Source organism: Hydrogenophaga sp. (assembly GCF_011772445.1).
Taxonomy (GTDB): Bacteria; Pseudomonadota; Gammaproteobacteria; order Burkholderiales; family Burkholderiaceae_C; genus Hydrogenophaga.
Genome location: NZ_WVZN01000017.1, coordinates 256,543 through 276,829, shown reverse-complemented (window position 1 = coordinate 276,829; position 20,287 = coordinate 256,543). Strand labels below are relative to the sequence as shown.

Annotated in this window: 6 protein-coding genes (1 of these 6 cut by a window edge); all 6 read right to left on the bottom strand. The window is 73.5% G+C overall.

Annotated features, from left to right (window positions below; all coding sequences use genetic code 11):
* Tightly spaced (each overlapping or abutting the next), the 6 genes in view from GTO19_RS08035 to GTO19_RS08010 form a layout consistent with a single transcriptional unit that may run on beyond the window.
* Complete coding sequence (locus tag GTO19_RS08035; protein ID WP_291020105.1) at positions 1-903, bottom strand: DMT family transporter; 903 nt, start codon at positions 901-903, stop codon at positions 1-3.
* Entirely contained in the window at positions 900-7,574 is a 6,675-nt protein-coding gene (locus tag GTO19_RS08030) for a type I polyketide synthase (protein WP_291020102.1), read from the bottom strand. Before GTO19_RS08030 ends, GTO19_RS08035 begins: the two co-directional genes overlap by 4 nt.
* Positions 7,571-15,286 carry a type I polyketide synthase gene (locus GTO19_RS08025; protein ID WP_291020099.1) on the bottom strand — a complete coding sequence of 2,572 codons (7,716 nt, stop codon included), beginning with the start codon at positions 15,284-15,286 and terminating at the stop codon, positions 7,571-7,573. The genes GTO19_RS08030 and GTO19_RS08025 overlap by 4 nt, the downstream gene beginning before the upstream one ends.
* A complete protein-coding gene (locus tag GTO19_RS08020; RefSeq protein ID WP_291020096.1) occupies positions 15,283-19,695 on the bottom strand; it encodes a beta-ketoacyl synthase N-terminal-like domain-containing protein in 4,413 nt (1,470 codons plus the stop codon). The genes GTO19_RS08025 and GTO19_RS08020 overlap by 4 nt, the downstream gene beginning before the upstream one ends.
* Positions 19,692-20,267, bottom strand: coding sequence for an acyl carrier protein (locus GTO19_RS08015; RefSeq protein WP_291020094.1), 576 nt, complete (start codon positions 20,265-20,267; stop codon positions 19,692-19,694). Before GTO19_RS08015 ends, GTO19_RS08020 begins: the two co-directional genes overlap by 4 nt.
* Positions 20,267-20,287, bottom strand: the end of a protein-coding gene (locus GTO19_RS08010) for a type I polyketide synthase (RefSeq protein WP_291020091.1). The gene runs 5,769 nt beyond the window's last position; only the last 21 of its 5,790 coding nucleotides appear in the window; the start codon falls outside the window, past its right edge; the stop codon is at positions 20,267-20,269. The genes GTO19_RS08015 and GTO19_RS08010 overlap by 1 nt, the downstream gene beginning before the upstream one ends.

Sequence of the window (20,287 nt, the reverse complement as noted above, 5' to 3'; positions counted from 1 at the left end):
TCACAGGCTCCCGAAACCGGTGTCGGTGGCGAGCCCGGCTTCGCGCCGGAACGGGCGCTGGCGGCGCCACACGTAGAGCACCACCACCACGGTGAACAACACCCCCGCGAGCGTGCGCAGGCTCGGGTCGTGCAACTCCAGCGCCCAGGCGAAGCCCAGCGCGAAGGGAATCTGCAGGTACACCAGCGGCGCGGTGCGCGACACCGGCGCGGCGGCGGTCAGGCGCTCCAGCGCAAACAGGCCGCCCAGGCCCAGCAGCGCCACCGCGCCCACGAGTCCCACGTCCAGCGGCGTGGGCGTGACCCAGCCCGAGGGCACCAGCGGCGCCAGCGCCAGGCACACGCCCAGGCCGGTGTAGAACAGGTTGGTGCGCGTGCGCTCGCGGCGCAGCGCGCGCGTCATCACCACGTAGAGGCTGAAACACATGGCCATGCCGAGCGGGAAGACAAGCAGCAGCGGCTGCGGCAGCGCGTGCGGCCCGGTCAGCGCGAACACGCCCGCGCAGGCCAGCAGCGCCGCGAGCCACACCGTGGGCGAGGCCCGCTCGCCCAGGAACAGCCGCGCCAGCGCCAGGATCATGAGCGGAGCGATCCAGAACACCGACATCAGCACCGCGGGCGACAGGCCGCGGTGCAGGCCCATGATCCAGCACGCGGGCATGCCCACCATCATGGCCGCTCGCGCCAACTGGAACAGCGGGCGCTGCGTGCGCCACAGCAGCGCGGGCTCGCGCCGGCCGAACAGCAGGTAGAGCAGCACGATGTGCCACACGAAGCGCATCCACACGATCTGGTCGAGGCCATAACGGCCCATGAGCAGGCCCGTGAGCGCCTCCTCGGCGGCCCACAAGGCCACGAAGGCGGTGGTCAGCATCAGGCCGTGGCGGTCGGGCGTCCAATTCATTTCATTTGCTCCAGGCGCGCCATCAGGCGCGCTTCGAGTTCCTCGTCGCTGAGGTCGTCGAGTTCACCGTCGGGCACCTCGAGAGGTGCCGCCGGGGTGGCGGGGGTGGGCGTGGCGGGGGTGGGCGTGGCGACCGGGGCGCTGGCCACCGGTTTCACCACGAGCTGCGTTTCCAGGAAGCGCGCGAGCGCGCCCACGTTGGGGTAGTTGAAGGTCAGCGTGGACGGCATGGGCTTGCCCGCGCCCCGCTCCAGCCGGCGCTTGAGCTCCACCGCCATCAACGAGTCCATGCCGAGGTCGAACAGGCCGGTGGCGACGGGCACCGCAGCGGGGCCATCCAGCGAGAGCACGCTGGCGACCTCGCCCTGCACGAACTCGATCAGCAGGTCGTGCCGCATGGCCTGGGGCAAGGCGGCCAGGCGCTCGGCCAGCGTGGGGCCGGTCTGGGCGCGCGGGCCCTTGTCGGCGGCCGGCGGCGCGGACACGACGGGCGCCACGCCCATGTGGCGCAGGAAGGGGCGGGGACGGCGCGCCTCGTGCAGGGGCTTGAGGGCGGCCCAGTCGATGGCGGCCACCACCGCTTGCGCGTGCGCGCCACCGAGCAGGCGGCCCAGCGCGTCGAGCGCGTCCGCGGCCGGCATGGGCAGCAGGCCGGCCTCGGCGTAACCGCGCTGGTGCTCGGCCGAGGCCAGGCGCATCAGCTCCCAGGTGCCCCAGTTCACCGACAGCCAGCGGCGCGCGGGCGGCAGTTGCCGCGCAAGCGTGTCGAGGAAAGCGTTGGCCGCCGCGTAGTGCGCCAGCCCCGAGGCACCGAGCAGCGCGGTGGTGGACGAGAAGAGCACCACGAAGTCCAGCGGCAGGCCGCGCGTGAGACGCTCCAGCAGCGCGGTGCCGGCCAGCTTGGGCGCGAGCATGGCGGCCACCTGGGCCTCGCCGAGCCGCGCCAGCGGCGCTTCGCTGAGCGCGGCGGCGGCATGCACCACGCCGCGCAGCGGCGGGGCTTCGCGGGCGAGTTGGGCGAGCGCGGCGCTCAGCGAGGCCTCGTCCGCCACGTCGGCCTGCAGCACGTGCACCCTTGCGCCGAGGGCCTCGATCTCGCGCAGGCCGGTGGCGCCGGTGTCGGGGCGGCGCCCCATCAGGGCGATGTGGCGCGCGCCGTTCTCGGCCATCCAGCGCGCCACGCGCAGGCCCAGGCCACCGAAGCCGCCGGTGATGAGGTAGCTCGCGTCGGGCTCGAACGTGGCGGGTGCCTGCGCGGGCGCGGCGAGGCGGCGCAGGCGCGCGACGCGGCGACGGCCGTCGCGCCAGGCGGCCTGGTCCTCGCCGTCGTCGGCGTCCAGCGCGGCGAGCAGGGTGCCGGCGAGATCACCGCCCGCGGGCAGGTCGATGAGGCCGCCCCAGTGCGCCGGGTGCTCCAGCGCGAAGCCCCTGCCCCAGCCCCACAGCGGCGCCTGCCAGGCCGCGCCAGGTGCCACGACGCCACCAGCGTCGCCGTGCACGCCTTGCGTGACGAGCCAGACACGGCCATCGCGTTTCGTGGCATCGACCAGCCAGCGGCGCGGCAGCTCTCCCGCGAGTCGAACCGAGTCGGCGGGCGCCGCCGCGTCGGCCAGGGGCCGTGTGGCCAGCGGCAGAGCGCCGAGGTAGACGAGGTCACCTGACGCGTCGGCTTTCACGAGCGCTTCGTCCGTGTCGATGCAGGTGACGTGATCGCCACGTGCACGGAGACGCTCGGCCAGCGCGGCGCCCAGGCCGTGGGGCTCGCCCACCAGCGTCCAGTGTCGGCCGCCCAGCGGAGCGCGCGCGACGATCAGCGCCTGCTGATCCGCCGCGCGTGACAGGCCCTGGGCTTCGGGCACGGCGCTCGCGTTTTCGAAGCCGAGTTCGGCCAGCGCCGACAGCCAGCGCTCGCGAGGCATCAGGGGGTAGCCGGGGCGCAGATCGGCGTCGGTGAAGCGCCACCAGCCTTCGGTCAGGCCGAACGTCAGATCGACCCAAGGCTCCGGCGCCACGCCTTCCAGCAGCAGCAGCAGCGCGCCTGGGGCCATCAGACCCTTCACGTGCCGCAGGGTGGCGCGCAGGTCGGCCGTCGCGTGCAGCACGTTGGCGGCGATCACGATGTCGTAGGCGCGCGGCGCGAAGCCCTGCTCCGCTGGCTCGCGCTCGATGTCGAGCAGGGCGTGCCGCACAAAGGGGAAACGCGCGAACTGCTCGGCCGCGCGCTCCAGGAACAGCGGCGAGAGGTCGGTGAAGGTGTACTCCGTGCGCTCGGCTGGCAGCAGGGGAAGCGCGTAGCTGGTGGTGCCGCCGGTGCCGGCACCGATCTCCAGCACGCGCAGGCGCGCGCCCGCAGGCAATTGCGCAACGGCTGCGCTCAGCGCCTCGCCGAGCGCGCGGTTGTAGGTCTGCGCGTAGGGCGAGTCGACGTAGAGCTGGCGCGCTTCGTCGAAGGAGCCGCCGGGGAACAGCAGTTGCAGCGGATCCTGCTCGCCACGCAGCACCTTCGCCAGCGCGGGGCCGCAGCGGGCCAGGGTGCTCAGCTCGCCGGTGACACCGGTGAAGGTGTCCAGCCCGTCGGCGTGGCGCACCGCCGTGTCTTCGTACGGCAGCGGTGCCACCACGGTGTGGCCGTCGGCGCTGTCGCGCAGCAGGCCGTCTTCGCTCAGCATCTGCAGCAGGCGGGCGAACAGGCGGCGGTGGCGCGGCTGCACGCCCAGGCGATCGGCCTCCTCGGCGCTGGAGAAGGCACGGGCGGGGGTGTCGTCGAAGCCGAGTTCGCGCAGCGCGTTCGCCACATGCGCCAGGCTCAGGCGATCGAGTTCGGGCAGCAGGCGCTCGTAGACGGAGAGACCGTGGCGCTCGGCGAGCGCAGAGAAGCCTTGTCGCAACGCGGGCGCCAGCGCCGCGGGATCGGGCATCGCGGCGGCGGCCGGCACCGGCGCCGGCGCGTCCTCCCAGCCAACTTCGTAGAGCAGGTCCGATTCAGCGCCGCCGAGCGCCTGGCGCAGGGCCTCGCGCGAGGCCTTGCGCAGTCGCACACCGCGCAACTGGCCCAGCACGCCACCCTCCAGCGAACGCAGGCTCACGTCGGCCTGCCATTCGGCGGGCTGCTCATCGCGCGGGTTCAGCACGCGCACGTGGCACCAGAAGCTGTCGGGCAGCGGGCCGGCCAGCGCGATGCGGTCCACGCTGGAGAAGAGGTACACGTGCTTGTCGCCGTCGCTTGCCGGCAGCGACAGCCCCACGGCCTGCAGGGCACCGTCGATGAGCACCGGGTGCGCCCAAGCCAGCGGCATGCCGCGCGCGGCCTCGGGCAATTGCAGGCGCGCAAGCGCTTCGCCGTCGCGGCGGTGCGCCTCGCGCAGGCTGCGCAGGGCCGGGCCGAGCTCGATGCCCAGGCCCTGGAGCTGTTCGTAGAAGCCTTCGCCAGACGTGGCCGCGCCGAGCGCGTCGCGCGTGGCGGTGAAGTTGGTGGTGTCGGCACCCACGATGGCCTGTTCGGCCGTGATCGGCAGCAAGCGCCCGCTGGCGTGCAGGCGCCAGTCGCTGCCGCCCACCGCGCGGCTGTGAACGGAGAAAGCCACCACCCCGCCCTGCGGCGCGGCCAGGTGCGTCTGCAGCACGGTGCCCGCGTCCGGCACCACCAGCGGCTCGTGGACCTCGAAGGACTCGACGGCGCGCTGGCCTTCACCCAGCGCCTGGCGCGCGGCCGCTTGCGCGAGTTCCAGGTACAGCGGGCCGGGCACCAGACAGGCGCCTTGAACCACGTGCTCGGCCAGCCAGGTGGGGCTCGATGGGGTGAGCGCGAGTTCGAAGGTGGGCAGGGCCGTGGACAGGCGCGTACCGGGCCAGGCCGTGCCAGCCACCGCGGCGGCCACACGTGCGCCGGGCGCTTGCGGTTCGATCCAGAACGGGCGGCGTTCGAAGGGATAGGTGGGCAGCGCGAGGCGCTGGCGCGGCAGGCCGCGGTCCACGCCGGACCAGTCGATCGGCGCGCCGTGCGCGTACAGCGCGCCCAGGCTGTGCATGAGCTCGCGCCAGTCGTCCCTGCCGCGCCGCAGCGAGCCGAGCAGCACCGTGCCCGCCTCGGGCAAGCCGCTTTGCGCGTAGGCCGTCAGCACCGGGTGCGGACCGATTTCCAGGAACACGCGGTGGCCCTGCTGGTGCAGCGACTGCAGGCCGTCGGCGAAGCGCACGGGCTCGCGCAGGTGGCGGCGCCAGTAGCGCGCGTCGGGCGCGCCCCCGGGCAGCGGTGCGCCGCCGGTGAGGTTCCAGGCCACGGGAATGCGCGGGGCGCGCATGCTCACGCGGCCGGCGCAGGCCTCCATGGCGTCGAGCGCGGGCTCCATCAGCGGCGAGTGCGCGGCGAGCGACACCAGAACCTTCTTGCCTTGCACGTCGCGCGTGGCGAGTTCGGCCAGCAAGGCATCGAGCGCCTGCGCCTCGCCGGCCACAACCACGCTGTCGGGTGCGTTATAGGCGGCAATGGACAGCTTGCCGCTCCAGGGAGCCAGGGCGCGCTGCACCTCCTCGGCCGGCGCGTACACGGCGGCCATCGCGCCTCCGGCTGGCAGGGCCTGCATCAGACGGCCGCGCTCGGCGATGAGGCGGATGCCCTCTTCCAGCGTGAACACACCGGCCACGCAGGCCGCCGCGTACTCGCCCACGGAATGACCGATGACGGCGGCCGGCTCCACGCCCCAGGCGCGCCAGAGTTGCGCCAGGCCGACCTGCACGGCAAACATGGCGGGCTGGGTCCAGCCCATCTCGTGGATCGGGGCGCCTTCGCTCGGGCCCGCCTGCAAGACGGTCTTCAACGTGCGCCCCTGCGCGTCGGCGCCCAGGATGGCGTCGCAGCGGTCGATGACGTCGCGGAACACCGGCGAGGTCTCGATGAGCTTCGCCGCCATGCCGGGGTACTGCGCGCCGGCACCGGTGAAGAGGAACACCACCTCGGCCGGCTGGCCGGGCGTGGCGGTGGCGCGCGACAGGCCCTCGGGCTGGCCGCCCTGTGCGAAGGCCTCGAGCGCGACACGCGCCTCGGCCGCGTCGGCTGCCGCGACGGCCAGGCGTTCGGCGAAATGCGAGCGGCCCACGCCGGCGGTGTGGGCCACGTCGGCGAGCGATACACCCGGCGTCGCGAGCTCGCGCGCGAAGGCGCCGGCCAGTTCACGCAATGCCGCGTCGGAACGCGCCGACAGCGGCAGGCACTGCACCGGGCGCTCGGTCGCCTGCGCCGCGCTGGCCTGGGCCACAGGCGCTTCCTCGATCACCAGGTGCGCGTTGGTGCCACTGAAGCCGAAGGAGCTGACGCCCGCGCGGCGCACGCGTTCGCCGCGCCCCCAGGCTTGGCCGTCGGCCGTGACGCGCACGGGGTACTGCGCCCAGGCGATGTGCGGGCTGGGGGTCTTGAAGTGCAGGTGGCGCGGGATGCGCCCGTGCATCAGCGACAGCACCACCTTCATGACGCCGGCCACACCCGCTGCCGATTCCAGGTGGCCGAGGTTGGTCTTGACCGAGCCGATGAGCAATGGCGCATGGGCCGCGCGGCCCGGGCCCAATGCGCCCGCGAGCGCGCGCACCTCGATCGGGTCGCCCAGCGTGGTGCCGGTGCCGTGGGCCTCGACGTAGTCGATGTCGGCCGGCGCCAGGCCGGCGTCGGCCAGCGCGGCGCGGATCACCGCTTCCTGCGCGGGGCCGTTGGGCACCGTGAGTCCGCCGCTGCGGCCGTCCTGGTTGGCGGCGCTGCCGCGGATGACCGCGAGCACGCGGTCGCCGTCGGCCTGTGCGTCGCTCAGGCGCTTGAGCACCAGCACCCCGCAGCCTTCGCCGCGCGCGAAGCCGTCGGCCGCGGCGTCGAAGGTCTTGCAGCGACCGTCGGGCGCGAGCATGTGGGCCTTGGTGAGCGCGACCGTGGTCTCGGGCGAGCACATGAGGTTGACGCCGCCGGCCAGCGCGGTGCGCGACTCGCCGCTGCGCAAGCTGAGGCAGGCCACATGCAACGCGACCAGCGACGACGAGCAGGCGGTGTCGATGGACATCGCGGGGCCCTGCAGGCCCATGAAGTACGCGACACGGCCCGAGGCCACGCTGTGCGCGTTGCCGGAGGCGATGTAGGCGTCGATGTTCTCCGTGCCGCGTTCGAGCACGCGGTGGAAATGGTCGCTGTTGCACAGGCCGAAGAACACACCGGTGGGCGAGCCGGCCAGGCGCTCGGGCGACAGGCCGGCGTGCTCCAGCGCTTCCCAGCTCACCTCCATCAGCAGGCGCTGCTGCGGGTCCATGGTGAGGGCTTCGCGCGGGGAGATGCCGAAAAAGGCGGGGTCGAAGCCGGCGACGTCGTCGAGGAAGCCGCCGTTGCGCACGGACATGCGGGCGGGGGCGTCGGGGTCGGCGTCGAACCAGGCGTCCTTGTCCCAGCGGTCGGCGGGGATGTCGCGGATGGCGTCACGGCCTTCTTCCAGCAATTGCCAAAAGGCTTCGGGGCTGTTGGCGCCGCCGGGGAAGCGGCATCCCATGCCGACGATGGCGATGGGCTCGTTCCTGAACCGACCGCGCGCGTTCGTTCCGTCGGCGGCTTGGAGGGCCTCGACTTTTTCGTGCAACTCCAGCGCCAGCAGCGCCAGGCGCTTGGGCGAGAGTTGGCTGATGCGGTCCAGGAAATCGCTCATGGTTTCGGTTGCATGCGCTGCGCGAGCAGTCGGTCGACTTCTTCGTCGGACAGGTCTTCGATCGCATCCACCACGCTGGTGGACGCCGTGTCGGGCACGGCCTCGGCGGTGGGCGTGTCGGTGGGCGCAGGCGCCAGCACCTCGTTCATCAGGTGGTCGGTCAGCGCGTCGATCGTCGGGTAATCGAACAGCAGCGTGGCCGACAGCGTGACGTCCAGGGCGGCGCCCAGCTTGTTGCGCAGCTCCACGGCCAGCAGCGAGTCCAGGCCCAGCTCGCCCAGCGGCGTGCGCGGATCGACGGCGCGAGCCGGATCGACCCCGAGCGCGCGCAGCGCGCGCTCGCGCACGAAGGCCGCGATCAGCGCGCGGCGGCGGCCGGGCGGCGCTTCTTCCAGTTGCTGCTTCAGGTCCACCGTGGCGGCGCTGCGTTCGGCCTTCGCGGACGACACGGCGCCCTCGGACGCGCCCGTGGCCACGCCAGCCAGGAACGGCGGCGGCGCCTCGGCGCCAATGGCCGAGAGGTAACGCGCCCAGTCGATCGGCAGCACCGCCGCCTGCACAGCCTGGCGCTCCAGCAGGCGCGCCATCGCCAGCAGGCCCTGATCGGGCGTGAGCGCCGCGATGCCCTGCCCTGCCAGCCGATCGGCCACACGGCGGTCGGCAGCGGCGCCCACCTCGGACCAAGCGCCCCAGTTGATGCTCAACCCCGGCAGGCCCTGCGCGCGGCGCGCGTGCGCCAGCACGTCCAGCAGCGCGTTGGCGGCCGAGTGGTTGGCCTGGCCGCGCGAGCCCAGCACGGCCGCAACGGACGAGAACAGCACGAACAGGTCCAGCGGGTCGCTGCGCGTGAGGCGGTCCAGCAGCCAGCCGCCTTGCACCTTGGGCGCGAACACCCGCGCGAAGCGCGAGGCGTCCTGCTGCAACAAGCCCGCGTCGTCGAGCACGCCCGCGCCATGCACCACACCACGCAAAGGCGGGCCGTCGGCGCGCAGGCGCGCGAGCAGGCCACGCAGCGCGGGTTCGTCGGACACGTCCAGCGCCTCGGCGAGCACCTCGGCGCCGAGCGCGCGGATCTCGTCAAGCAGCGGCGCCACCTCGGGCGTCGTGCCCCGGCGGCTGAGCAACACCAGGCGCCCCGCGCCCTGCTGCGCAAACCAGCGCGCCACCACAGGGCCCAGGCCGGCCAGGCCGCCCGTGATGAGGTAGGTGCCGTCGCGGCGGATCGGCGGAATCGCAGCCGTTTCGTGCCGAACCACCACCTTGCCCGCGTGGCGCGCCTGCGCCATGAAGCGGAAGGCGCGCTCGGCTTCGTCCAGCGCAAAGGCGTGGCGCGGCAGAGGCGCCAGACGGCCTTCGCGCAGGTCCTTCGTCAGGCTGTCGAGCAGGCCGCCAATGAGGGCAGGTTCTCGTTCGCCGGTCTCGCCCCAGTCCACCACGTGGTAGCGCAGGCCACGCTGCAGGCCCCGTACCCACTCGGGCGTCTTGATGTCGCGCTTGCCGATCTCGACGAAGCAGCCGCCGTCGGCGATGGCCTTGAAACTGGCCTCGATGGCCTCGCCGGAGAGCGAGTTGAGCACCACGTCCACGCCCTGGCCTTGCGTGAGCGCCAGCACCTCGTCGGCGAAGCCGGCGTGGCGCGAGTCCATCACGTGGGCCACGCCCATGGAGCGCAGCAGCTCGCGCTTCCACTCGGCGCCGGCCGTGGCGAAGACTTCTGCGCCCGCGCGCTGTGCCAGGCGCACGGCCGCCATGCCCACGCCACCGGCCGCCGCGTGGATGAGCACGCGCTGGCCCGCGCGCAGGCCGGCCAGGTGGTCCAGGCAGAAAGCGGCGGTGAGAAAGGCGATGGGAAAGGCCGCGCCCTCCTCCGCGCTCATGGCCTCGGGGCGGCGCTGAACGAAGGCGGCGCGTGCGATGACGTGCGAGGCGAAGCTGCCACCGGCCACGCCAAGCACCTCGTCGCCCACCCGCAGTTGCGTGACGCCGGGGCCCAGCGCGCTGACACGGCCGGCGAACTCGCCGCCGAGAGGACCGGGGTCGCCGGGGTACATGCCCAGCACGTTGAGCACGTCCTTGAAGTTCAGGCCCGTGGCCTGCACGGCCACTTCCACCTCGCCCGGGCCGGGCAGGCGGCGTGTCATCGGCTGCAGGGCCAACTGGTCGAGCGAGCCGCGCGTGGCGGGCACCAGTCGGTAGCTGGCGGGGCGCGGCGCGGCCGTCGACGGGGCGCGGCGAACGCGCGCGAGTTGGGCCACGTGGCGTTCGCCGCCGCGCCAGGCCACGAGCGTGGGCGATGGCACGGGGCGAGCCTCGGCGCCGGCCTGCAGTTCGGCGAGCAAGGACTCGAGCTCACCGCCCTCCTCCAGGTCCACGCCGGTGCAGCGCAGTTCGGGGTATTCGAGCGAGGCGGCCTTGAGCAGCCCCCATACCGGCGCCTGCGCGGGGTTGAGCGTGGCGTCGAGCGCGTCGGCGGCCTGCGCGCCGCGCGTGGCGACCCACAGCGGCGGCGGCGAGCCCGCGCCCATCAGGGCTTGTGCAAGGTGCAGCGCACTCACCGCGCCCAGCGTCCGGGCGCGGGCCAGGCCGTCGTTCGACAGGCCGTCCCAGGGCGCGGCGTCGAGCGACCAGGCATGCAACACGCCGCGCAGCGCGCGTCCGCTGGCGCGCCAATCGGCAAGCAGGCGCTGGTGGTCGGCGGGCGACGCCGGGTCAAGCGTGATCGCGTCCGCGCCACTGGCGTACGCGGCACCGGGCCGCACCAGTTGGCAGTCCTCTCCGCGTTCGCGCAGGCGCGCGGCCAGTGCGTCGGCCACGCCGTGGCGGTCGGCCATCAGCAACCAGGTGCCTTGAACGTTCTCGGTGCGACGCGCCAGCAGCAGCGTCTGCAGCGCGAGCGTGCCGGTGTGCGACTCGCCCACCGGCAGCGCGGCGCTGTCGGCGAAGCCGCACTCGGCCAGCAGGGAGAGCCAGCGCGCGCGCGGCAGCGTGGCGTAGTCGGTGCGCAGATCGGTGTCGTCGAAGGCCCACCAGCCTTCGGTCAGGCCCACGGTCAGGTCGAACCAGCGCTGCGGCTGGGTCACCTCGATCATGGCCAACAGGCCGGCAGGCGCGAGCAGGCCGCGCACCCGGCCCAGGGTGCGGCGCAGGTCCGCGGTGGCGTGCACCACGTTGGCGGCGATCACGAGGTCGAAGGACTGCGGTGCGACGCCTTGCGCGGCGGGGTCCTTCTCGAGGTCCAGCACCTGGAAGCGCATGAAGCCGTGCTGGCCGAAGCGTTCCTGCGCGCGCGCCACGAACAGCGGGCCGATGTCGGTGAAGGTGTATTCCACTCCCTGGGCTGGCAACAGCGGCGCGATGCGTGCCGTGGTGCCGCCTGTGCCACCGCCGATCTCCAGGATGCGCAGCGGGCGGCCGGGGTTCGCGGCCTGGTGCGCGAGCAAGGCGCGCATGACCTCGCCCAACAGGCCGTTGAAGACCTGGGCGGTGGGCGCGTCGCGGTACATGCGCTCGGCGTTGGCGAGCGAGCCGCCGGGAAAGAGCAGCTCCATGGGCTCGCGCTCGCCGCGCAGGGCCTCGGCCATGGACGCGGCCACGCGGCCCGTCATCTCCAGTTCGGCCGCGGCGTCGGGGTGCGCGGCGTGCAGGCGGGCGAGTTCGGTCTCGGGTTCGACCATGGGCCAGGCGGCGCGCGCGGTCCATTGATCGCCGTCGCGAGCGAGCAGGCCCTCTTCCGCCAGGATCGCCAGCAGGCGCGCGAACAGGCGCCCGTGGCGCGGCTGCACGCGCAAGCGCGCGGCCAGGGCCTCGGCCTGCACACGCTCACCGGGCGCGGGCGCCCAGCCCAGGCGCCCCAGGGTCCGCACCACGTATTGCGCGCACAGGGCTTCGAGTTGCGGGATGAAGGCGTCATAGCCATCGAGCCGCGCGGACTGGCGCAGGCTGCCGAGCGCGCGCATGGCTTGCTCGGCCAGGGCCGGCGTGGATACGGCGTTCGTGGCCTCGGGCAGGGGCAGCGGCGCAGGGCGCCAGGTGGTCTCGTAGAGCGCGTCGTCAAGCCAGCGCTCGCCCAGGCGCTGCAGCGCGTCGCGCGACACGCGTTTGAGTTGCACGTCGGCCAGCTCGGCCACCAGGGCGCCATCGGCGCGCCACACGGTCACGCTCGCGCGGGCCGACTCACCTCCGCTCGCGCTGACCGTCACATGGCTCCAGCACCGCGCGCCGGGCGCCTGGTGCAGGCTGAAGCGCGCCATGGCGATGGGCAGGAACAGGGCCTCGTCGTCTTCGGGCAGGGCGGCGGCCAGCACTTGCAGGCAACCGTCGAGCAGCACGGGGTGGATGCGGTGGGTACCGGCCTGCGCGGCCAGTTCGTCGCCCAGCGCGACCTCACCGAGCGCCTGCGCGGCACCGCGCCAGAGCCGGCGGATGGAGCGGAAATCGGGCCCGAAGTCCAGGCCGCGGCGCTCGAAGCCTGCGTAGAAATCGGCGGTGGCCAGGGCCTGCGGGCAGGCGGCCTGGGCGGTGGCCAACGGGGCGCCGCTGGCCACCGTGGCCGTGCGTCGCAGCGTGGCCGACACGTGCGCGGTCCAGGGCTGGTCCTCGCCCGCGTCCTCGGCCAGGCTGCTGAGGGATGCGCGGACCGAGCCATCGGCCTGCGGCGCGCCCCCCACCAGTTGCAGCGTGCGCGCGGCACCGCCGTCATCCAACAGCATGGCCTCCTGCACGGTGATGTCCTCGACGCTCACGGCCTCATGGCCCAGCAGGGCCTGGCCGGCGGCGAGCAGGGTGTCGAGGTAGGCCGTGGCCGGCACCACCGCGTGGCCCTGCACCTGGTGCTGGCGCATCCAGGCGGGTTCGTCGGCGCTGATGCGCGACTCGAAGACGGTTTCACTCCCCGCGCCGCGCAGGCGCGCGCCGAGCAGCGGGTGGCCGGTGTCGCGCGCGCGGGCCGGACGCGCGGGGGCTTGGGGCCTCGCCACGAACCAGCTGCGTTCGCGCTGGAAGGGGTAGCTCGGCAGCGTGATCAGGCGGCCCTTCATGTTGCCGCGCCAATCGATCTCGGCGCCCGCGAGGTAGAGCGCGGACACCGCCTGCAGCGCCTGCTCTTCGTCGGCGCGGCCTTTGCGCAATGAGGCCACGAGCGCAGGCCCCTGATCGCCCCAGACCTTGCCGGCCATGGTGGTGAGCGTGGGGTGCGGCCCGATCTCGATGCACACGTCGGGGCGCAGCGCGGCCAGCGAACGCAGGCCGTCGCCGAAACGCACGGCCTCGCGCGCGTGGCGGCGCCAGTAACCCGGCGTGGTGAGGTCTTCACCGGCCACCTCGCCGTTCAGGTTGGACACCAGACGAAGGCGCGCAGGAGCGAAGCGCACGCCAGCGGCCTCGCGCTCGAAAGCGTCGAGCATGGGATCGAGCAGCGGCGAGTGGAAGGCGTGCGAGACGGTGAGCGATTGCGTGCGGATGCCTTGCGCCTTCAAGTCGTTGGCGATGGCGTCGAGCGAATCCCTGGCACCCGACACCACGGTCTGGTCGGCGCCGTTCACTGCCGCCAGCGAGACGCGGCCCGCGTGCGGCGCGATGGCCTGCTTCGCGCGCGCCTCGTCGGCGAACACGGCCAGCATGCCGCCCCCGGCCGGCAGGGCCTGCATCAGGCGGCCACGCGCGGCGATGAGTCTGAGGCCTTCTTCCAGCGTGAACACGCCGGCCACGCAGGCCGCCGCGAGCTCACCGACGGAATGGCCGATGGCGGCCTGCGGCACCACGCCCCAGGCGCGCCACCACTCGGCCAACGCGACTTCCAGCGCGAACAGCGCGGGCTGTGTATAGCCGGTGTCGTCGAGCGGCGTGGCCGCGCCTTCGGCGGGGAACAGCACCTCCAGCAACGGGCGATCCAGGTGCGGCGCGAGCAACGCGGCGCAGCGGTCGAGCGCGGCGCGGAACACGGGCTCGGTCTCGTACAGGCGCCGGCCCATGCCCGCGTACTGCGCGCCTTGGCCGGTGAAGAGGAAAGCCACGCGGGGCGGGTCGCGGCGCGTGACACGCGCGGTGCTCACGCCCTCCACAGCCTCGCCGCGCGACAGAGCCAGCAGGCGCTCGCGCAGCGTTGTCACGCTGTCGGCCAGCACGGTGGCGCGCTGCGCGAAGTGCGCGCGGCCGGTGTTGGCGGTGAAGCAGATGTCGGCGAGTTCGCCATCGCCGCGGCCTTGCAGGGCCGTGGCGTAGCGGGCGGCCAATTGCGCCAGCGCGGTTTCGTCGCGCGCCGACAGGGCCAGCAGGTGCGTGCGCTTCACGGATGCGGCCTCGGCCGGCGCCTCGGCGGGCGCTTCTTCCACCACCACGTGCGCGTTGGTGCCGCTGAAACCGAAGGAGCTGACGCCCGCGAGGCGCCGACCCTGGATGGGCTCCCAGGGCGTGAGCGCCGTGGGCACGCGCAGCGAGAAATCGCCCCAGGGGATGTGCGGGCTGGGCGTGCTGAAGTGCAGGTGGGCGGGCAGTTGCTTGTGCTGCAGCGCCAGCACCAGCTTGATGAGCCCGGTGACGCCGGCCGCCGCTTCGAGGTGGCCGATGTTGGTCTTGACCGAGCCCAGCCACAGCGGCTTCTCGCGGCTCGAGCCGAAGACGTGGCCCAGGGCCTGCACCTCCAGCGGATCGCCGAGTTGCGTGCCGGTGCCGTGGGCTTCGATGTAGCCGACCTCGTCGGGCGACACGCCCGCGCGCGCCAGGGCCTCGCGGATCACGGCCTCCTGCGCGGGGCCGTTGGGCGCGGTGAGTCCGCTGCTGGGGCCGTCCTGGTTGACGGCGCTGCCGCGAATCACGGCGAGCACGCGGTCGCCGTCGGCCTGCGCGTCGCTCAGGCGCTTGAGCACCACCATGCCGCAGCCCTCGCCGCGCACGAAGCCGTCGGCACTGGCGTCGAAGGTCTTGCAGCGGCCGTCGGGCGCGAGCATGCGCGCGTGCGACAGCGCGATGTACAGGTCGGGCGAGAGGATGAGGTTGACGCCACCGGCCAGGGCCATGCGGCAGTCGCCCGCGCGCAGGGCCTGGCAGGCCAGGTGCACGGCCACCAGAGAGGACGAGCAGGCGGTGTCGAGCGTGAGGCTGGGGCCCTGCAGGCCCAGCAGGTAGGACAGGCGGCCGGACACGATGCTGTGCGCCATGCCCGAGGTGAAGTGCGCGTCGAGCAGCGAGCGGTCACCGCTCATGAGCTGCAGGTAGGCGTAGTCGCTGGCGGTCACGCCCACGTAGACGCCGGTGCGCGAGCCTTTCAGGCGGTCGGGCGCCTGGCCTGCGTGTTCCAGGGCTTCCCAGGCCACCTCCAGCAGCAGGCGCTGCTGCGGGTCCATGCCCTGGGCCTCGCGTGGAGCGATGCCGAAGAAGCCGGCGTCGAAACCATCGACCGGGCCGAGGAAGCCGCCCGCGCGCGTGGCGATGCGGCCGGGCGTTTCGGGGTCGGGGTCGTAGAGCGACTCGGTGTCCCAGCGGTCGGCGGGCAGCGGGCCGATGGCGTCCACGCCGTCGCGCATCAATTGCCAGAAGCTCTCGCTGTCGTTCGCGCCGCCGGGCACGCGGCAACCCAGGCCGACGATGGCGATGGGCTCGCGGACCGCGGCCTCCAGCGCGGCCACGCGCGCTTGCGCCGCCTCCAGCGCGAGGAAGGCGCGCTTGAGGGGAGACAGGGCGGGCTCGCCGCTGGCGGGCAGGTTCTGTTCGCTCATGGCTTGTCCAGGCGCGCGAGCAGCAGCGCTTCGATCTCTTCGTCGCTCATGGCCGCGACGGCGGCCTCGCCCAATGCGGCCGGCGCGGCGCTCGTGGCGATCGGTGCGACCACGGGGCCGGCGGCCTCGGCCGGCGCCACGCGGCCCAGCAGGTGCGTGGCCAGTGCATCGATCGTGGGGTGGTCGAACATCAGCGTGGCGGGCAGGGGTTTGTCCAGGCCCAGGCCGGTGCCGAGCTGGTTGCGCAGTTGCACGGCCATGAGGGAGTCGAATCCGAGGTCCATCAGCCGATCGTGCCTGCCCGGCGGGGTGTTCACGTCCAGGCGCAGCACACGGACGACCCGATCGCGCACGAATTCACGCAGGACGTCCACGCGCTCGGCGGGCAGGGCCTCGCGCACGCGGCGCAGCAGGGCCTCGGCCTGTTCGCGCGCGGGGGTTTTTCCCGCGGTGGCCGCGGCGCTGGGGTCCGAGGCATCGGCCACCGTGTCGGTGCCGGCGGCGCCCGAGGCCTCGCCGGCCACCCGCGCCACGATCACGTGCTGGCCGAGTTCCGATGCCGCCGAGCCGGCGCGCGGCCAGGCATCGGCCGCTTCGAAACCGGCCTCGCGCAAGGCTTGCAGCCACGCCGGCGGCGCGAGCAACGGGTTGTCGGTGCGCAGGTCGTCGGCGAAGTGCTGCCAGCCCTCGATGAGGCCGGTGGTCATGTCGAACCAGGCCATGTGCACGGTGGACTCCACCAGCACCAGCGCGCCGCCGGGCGCGAGCAGCTCGCGCAGACGCTGCAGGGTCAGGCGCAGGTTCTTGCTGGCGTGCACGGCGTTGGCGGAGACGATCACGTCGAAGGTGCCCGGTGCCGCGCCCTGCTCGGCCGGGTCACGGTCCATGTCGAGCAGGCCGAAACGCATGAAGGGCCAGGCCGCGAAGTGCTCGCGCGCGCGGTCGAGGAAGACGTCGGACACGTCGGTGAACAGGTAGCGCGTGGCCTGGACCGGCAGCACCGGCAGCAGCGAACTGGTGGTGCCGCCCGTGCCCGCGCCAAGTTCCAGCACGCGCAGTGGCCGTGCGGGCGTGGCGCCGCGCGCGAGTTCGGCCACGGCCGAGGCCGCCAGGCCGTTGACGTAGCGCATGGTGGCCGAGCGCTCGTACAGGCCTTCGGCGAGGTCGAAGGAGCCGCCGGGGAACAGGGTCTCCAGCGGGCTTTCCGTGCCGCGCAGCACGGCACTCACGAGTCGGCCGCAGTGGCGCACGTAGGCCAGCAGCGGCTGGTTGTCGGTGAACAGCGCCTCGGCGCGCGCCCAGAGGGGGGCCATGTCGGGCGCGGGCAGCGGTGCCGGCGAGGCGAAGGCCTCGCCGTCCTGCTGCAAGGCACCGCGCTGCGTGAGGCGTTCGAGCCAGCGCTGCACGAGGTGGCCGTAGGTGGGCGCGATGCCGCCCGCGCTCAGCACCTGGGCCAGGGTGCGGCGTTCACCGGCCGCGTGGAACAGACCCACGTCGCGCAAGGTGAGCGCAGCGTGCGCCACGGTGAGTTCTTCCAGGCAGGCCCACTTGGCGGGGTACGAGGGTGCGTTCAGGTCCAGCGGGCCGCGCTCGGCCTGGCGGTCCATGGCGGCTTGCAGATCGGCCCAGCGCTGCGCGGCGTTGGCGGGCGCGGCCGGGGCCTGGCCCACCACGTCCATCCAGTGGCGGCGCTCGCGGAACGGATAGGTCGGCCAGGCCTGGCGCTGGCGTTTCACGCCCGCGTCCAGCCCGGCCCAATCGATCTCGGCACCGGCGAGGTAGAGGCTGCGCAGGCCCTCCAGCAGGTCGGTCCAGTCGGCTCGCTCGCGGTGCAGCGAGGGCAGCCATTCCACCGACGCCGCGTCGGGCACCGCGGCGGTGTTTTCCGCGCCCATGCCCAGCAGCACGGGGTGCGGGCCGATCTCGATGAAGTGCGTGAAGCCCTGTTCCAGCAGAAGGCGCAGCGACTGCGCGAAGCGCACGGGCTGGCGCATGTGCTCGGGCCAGTAGCCGGGGCGGCCCAGTTCCTCGGCGCCCGCGAACCGCCCGGTGAGGTTGGACAACAGCGCGATCTGCGGCGCCGCGTGCACCACGCCCTGCAGGGCGCGCGCGAACGCGGGCAGCACGGGTTCGATGCAGGGCGAGTGCGCGGCGTGCGGCACGCGCAGCCACTTGATGCGCACGCCCCGCGCTTCCAGAGGCGCGAGCGCGGCCTCGAGCTCGCTGCGCAGGCCGCTGAGCACCAGGTGCTCGGGGCCGTTGTAGGCCGCGATGGCGAGCGAGGGACCGCCGCGCGCCAGCGCTTCCTTCACCACCGATTCGGGCGCGAACACCGCCGCCATGCCGCCGTTGCCCGGCAGCGCGTGCGTGAGGCGGCCGCGTTCGGCCACCAGGCGCAGCGCGTCGTCGAGGCTGAGCACGCCGGCCACACAGGCCGCCGCGTACTCGCCCAGGCTGTGGCCCATCACGGCCTCGGGCTCGACACCCCAGGAACGCCAGAGCGCGGCCAGCGCGTATTCGATGGAGAAGGTCAGCGGCTGCGCCCACAGCGTGCGGTTCACCGGCGAGTCGTCGGCGGGCGCGCTGAACATCACCTCCAGCAGGCCGCGCTCGAGGTGCGGGGCCACGCGCGTGGCCGCTTCGGCGCAGGCATCGAGCGCCTGCCGGAACACGGGCGAGCTGTCGTACAGCGCGCGGCCCATGCCGGCGTGCTGCGCGCCCTGGCCGGTGAACAGGAAGGCGACTTTCGGACGGCGCGCGCCTTCCACCACCGAGGCCTGCGCCTCGGCGAGCGAGCGGCGCAGTTCGTCGGCGCTGGCGCCCAGGGCCACGAGGCGGTGGCTGAAGTGGGCGCGGCCGGCGTTGGCGGTGAAGCACAGGTCGGCCAACGGGGCGTGCGACTGCGCGAGCGCTTCATCGGCGCGCTGCGCAAGCGCTTGCAGCGCGGCGCCGTCGCGCGCGGAGAGCGCGAGCAGGTGCAGCGGGCGCTCGGAGGACGCGGCCTCGGCGGCGACCGGCGCGCCTTCCAGCACCACGTGCGCGTTGGTGCCGCTGAAGCCGAAGGAGCTGACACCCGCGAGACGGCGACCGTCCACGCACGGCCAGGGCGTGGTGCGCGTGGGAACGGTCACGGGCAGCGCGGCCCAGTCGATGTGCGGATTGCCATGCGAGAAATGCAGGTGCGGCGGGATCTCGCCACGCTGCAGGGCCAGCACGGTCTTGATGACGCCGGCCAGGCCGGCGGCGGCTTCGAGGTGGCCGATGTTGGTCTTGACGGAGCCGATGGGCAGCGGGTTGGCGGCATCGCGCCCCTCGCCGAGCACCGCGCCCAGGGCCTGCACCTCGATCGGGTCGCCCAGCGGCGTGCCGGTGCCGTGCGCCTCCACGTAGCCGATGGCCGCACCGCTCACACGCGCGGCGGCCAGCGCGGCGCGGATCACCGCTTCCTGCGCGGGGCCGTTGGGTGCGGTCAGGCCGCCGCTGCGGCCGTCCTGGTTGATGGCGCTGCCGCGGATGAGCGCGAGCACGCGGTCGCCGTCGGCGCGCGCGTCGCTCAGCCGCTTGAGCACCAGCACGGCACAGCCTTCGCCGCGCACGTAGCCGTCGGCAGCAGCGTCGAAGGTCTTGCAGCGGCCGTCGGCGGCCATCATGCGCGCGCGCGAGAAGTTGATGTTCATCTCGGGCGTGAGGATCAGGTTCACCGCGCCCGCCAAAGCCATGTCGCACTCGCCCAGGCGCAGGCCCTGGCAGGCCTGGTGCAGCGCCACCAGCGACGCGGAACAGGCCGTGTCCACCACCACCGCCGGGCCTTGCAGACCCAGCACATAGGACAGGCGCCCCGCGACCACGCTGTAGGCGTTGCCGGTGGCGAAGTAGGCGTCGATCTGATCGCGGTGCGCGAACAGCGCGCGGCCGTAGTCGTTGTTGCTGACGCCAAGGTAGACGCCGGTGTTGGAACCAGCCAGACCCGAGCCTGCGTGGCCGGCGTCTTCCAGCGCTTCCCAGGCCACCTCCAGCATCAGGCGCTGCTGCGGGTCCATGCTGGCGGCCTCGCGCGGCGAGATGCCGAAGAACTCGGCGTCGAAGCGGTCCACGCCGTCGATGAAGCCACCGTGGCGCGTGGTCATCTTGCCGGGCGCGTCGGGGTCGTCGCTGAGCAGACTGTCCAGGTCCCAGCGGTCGGCCGGGATGGTGCGGATCGCGTCGGTGCCCGACCACAGCAACTCGGCGAAGCTCTGGGCATCGCGCACACCGCCGGGCAGGCGCAGACCCATACCGACGATGGCGATGGGCTCGTGCAATACCGATTGTTCCGCCTGCGCGCGCGCGAGCTGGGCCTTGAGATCGCGGATCTCCAGCAGGGCGCGCTTGACAGGGGTAAGCGCCTCAGTGGCGCGGGGCTCGGTCATGAAGTCTCCGGGGTGCCGCCGTCGAGTTCCCTCAACAGCAGGGCTTCGGCCTCCTCATCGCTGAGTTCGGCCATGTCGTCGATCGCGGGCGCCGGGGCGGGCGCGGCGGGCACGGCCGCGCGCTCCTCCAGACCCAGCGCGCGCAGCAGGTGCGCGGCGAGTGCGTCCAGCGTGGGGTAGTCGAACAGCAGCGTGGCGGGCAGCGGCTGCGCGAAGGCCTTGGCCAGCGCGTTGCGCAGTTCCACGGCCATGAGGGAATCGAGGCCGGTGTCTTTCAGTGCGGCGCGCGGGTCAAGGTGGGTGTCGGCGTCCAGCCCCAGCACCTGCAGGGTGCGTTCGCCGAGGTAGGCCACCAGGGCCGCGCGGCGCTGCCCCGAGGGCAGGCCTTGCAGGCGCTGGCGCACGCCGGGAGCGGCCGACGCGGCCGGCCCGGAGGCGGCGGGCGCGCTCGCCGCGGCGGCGTCGCCGGCCACGGCGCGGAACAGGGCACTCTCGGCCACGCCGGCGCGTTGCGACAGGAAGCGCGGCCAGTCGATGGCCAGCACCAGCGCGTGCGCCGCGTCCTCGCGCATCACGCGCTCCATCGCGGCGA

What these genes read in the sequence shown, in the direction of transcription:
- GTO19_RS08020 (WP_291020096.1), bottom strand. Translation starts at nt 19,695, where the DNA reads ATGACCGAGCCCCGCGCCACTGAGGCGCTTACCCCTGTCAAGCGCGCC.
- GTO19_RS08035 (WP_291020105.1), bottom strand. Translation starts at nt 903, where the DNA reads ATGAATTGGACGCCCGACCGCCACGGCCTGATGCTGACCACCGCCTTC.
- GTO19_RS08025 (WP_291020099.1), bottom strand. Translation starts at nt 15,286, where the DNA reads ATGAGCGAACAGAACCTGCCCGCCAGCGGCGAGCCCGCCCTGTCTCCC.
- GTO19_RS08030 (WP_291020102.1), bottom strand. Translation starts at nt 7,574, where the DNA reads ATGAGCGATTTCCTGGACCGCATCAGCCAACTCTCGCCCAAGCGCCTG.
- GTO19_RS08015 (WP_291020094.1), bottom strand. Translation starts at nt 20,267, where the DNA reads ATGCGCGAGGACGCGGCGCACGCGCTGGTGCTGGCCATCGACTGGCCG.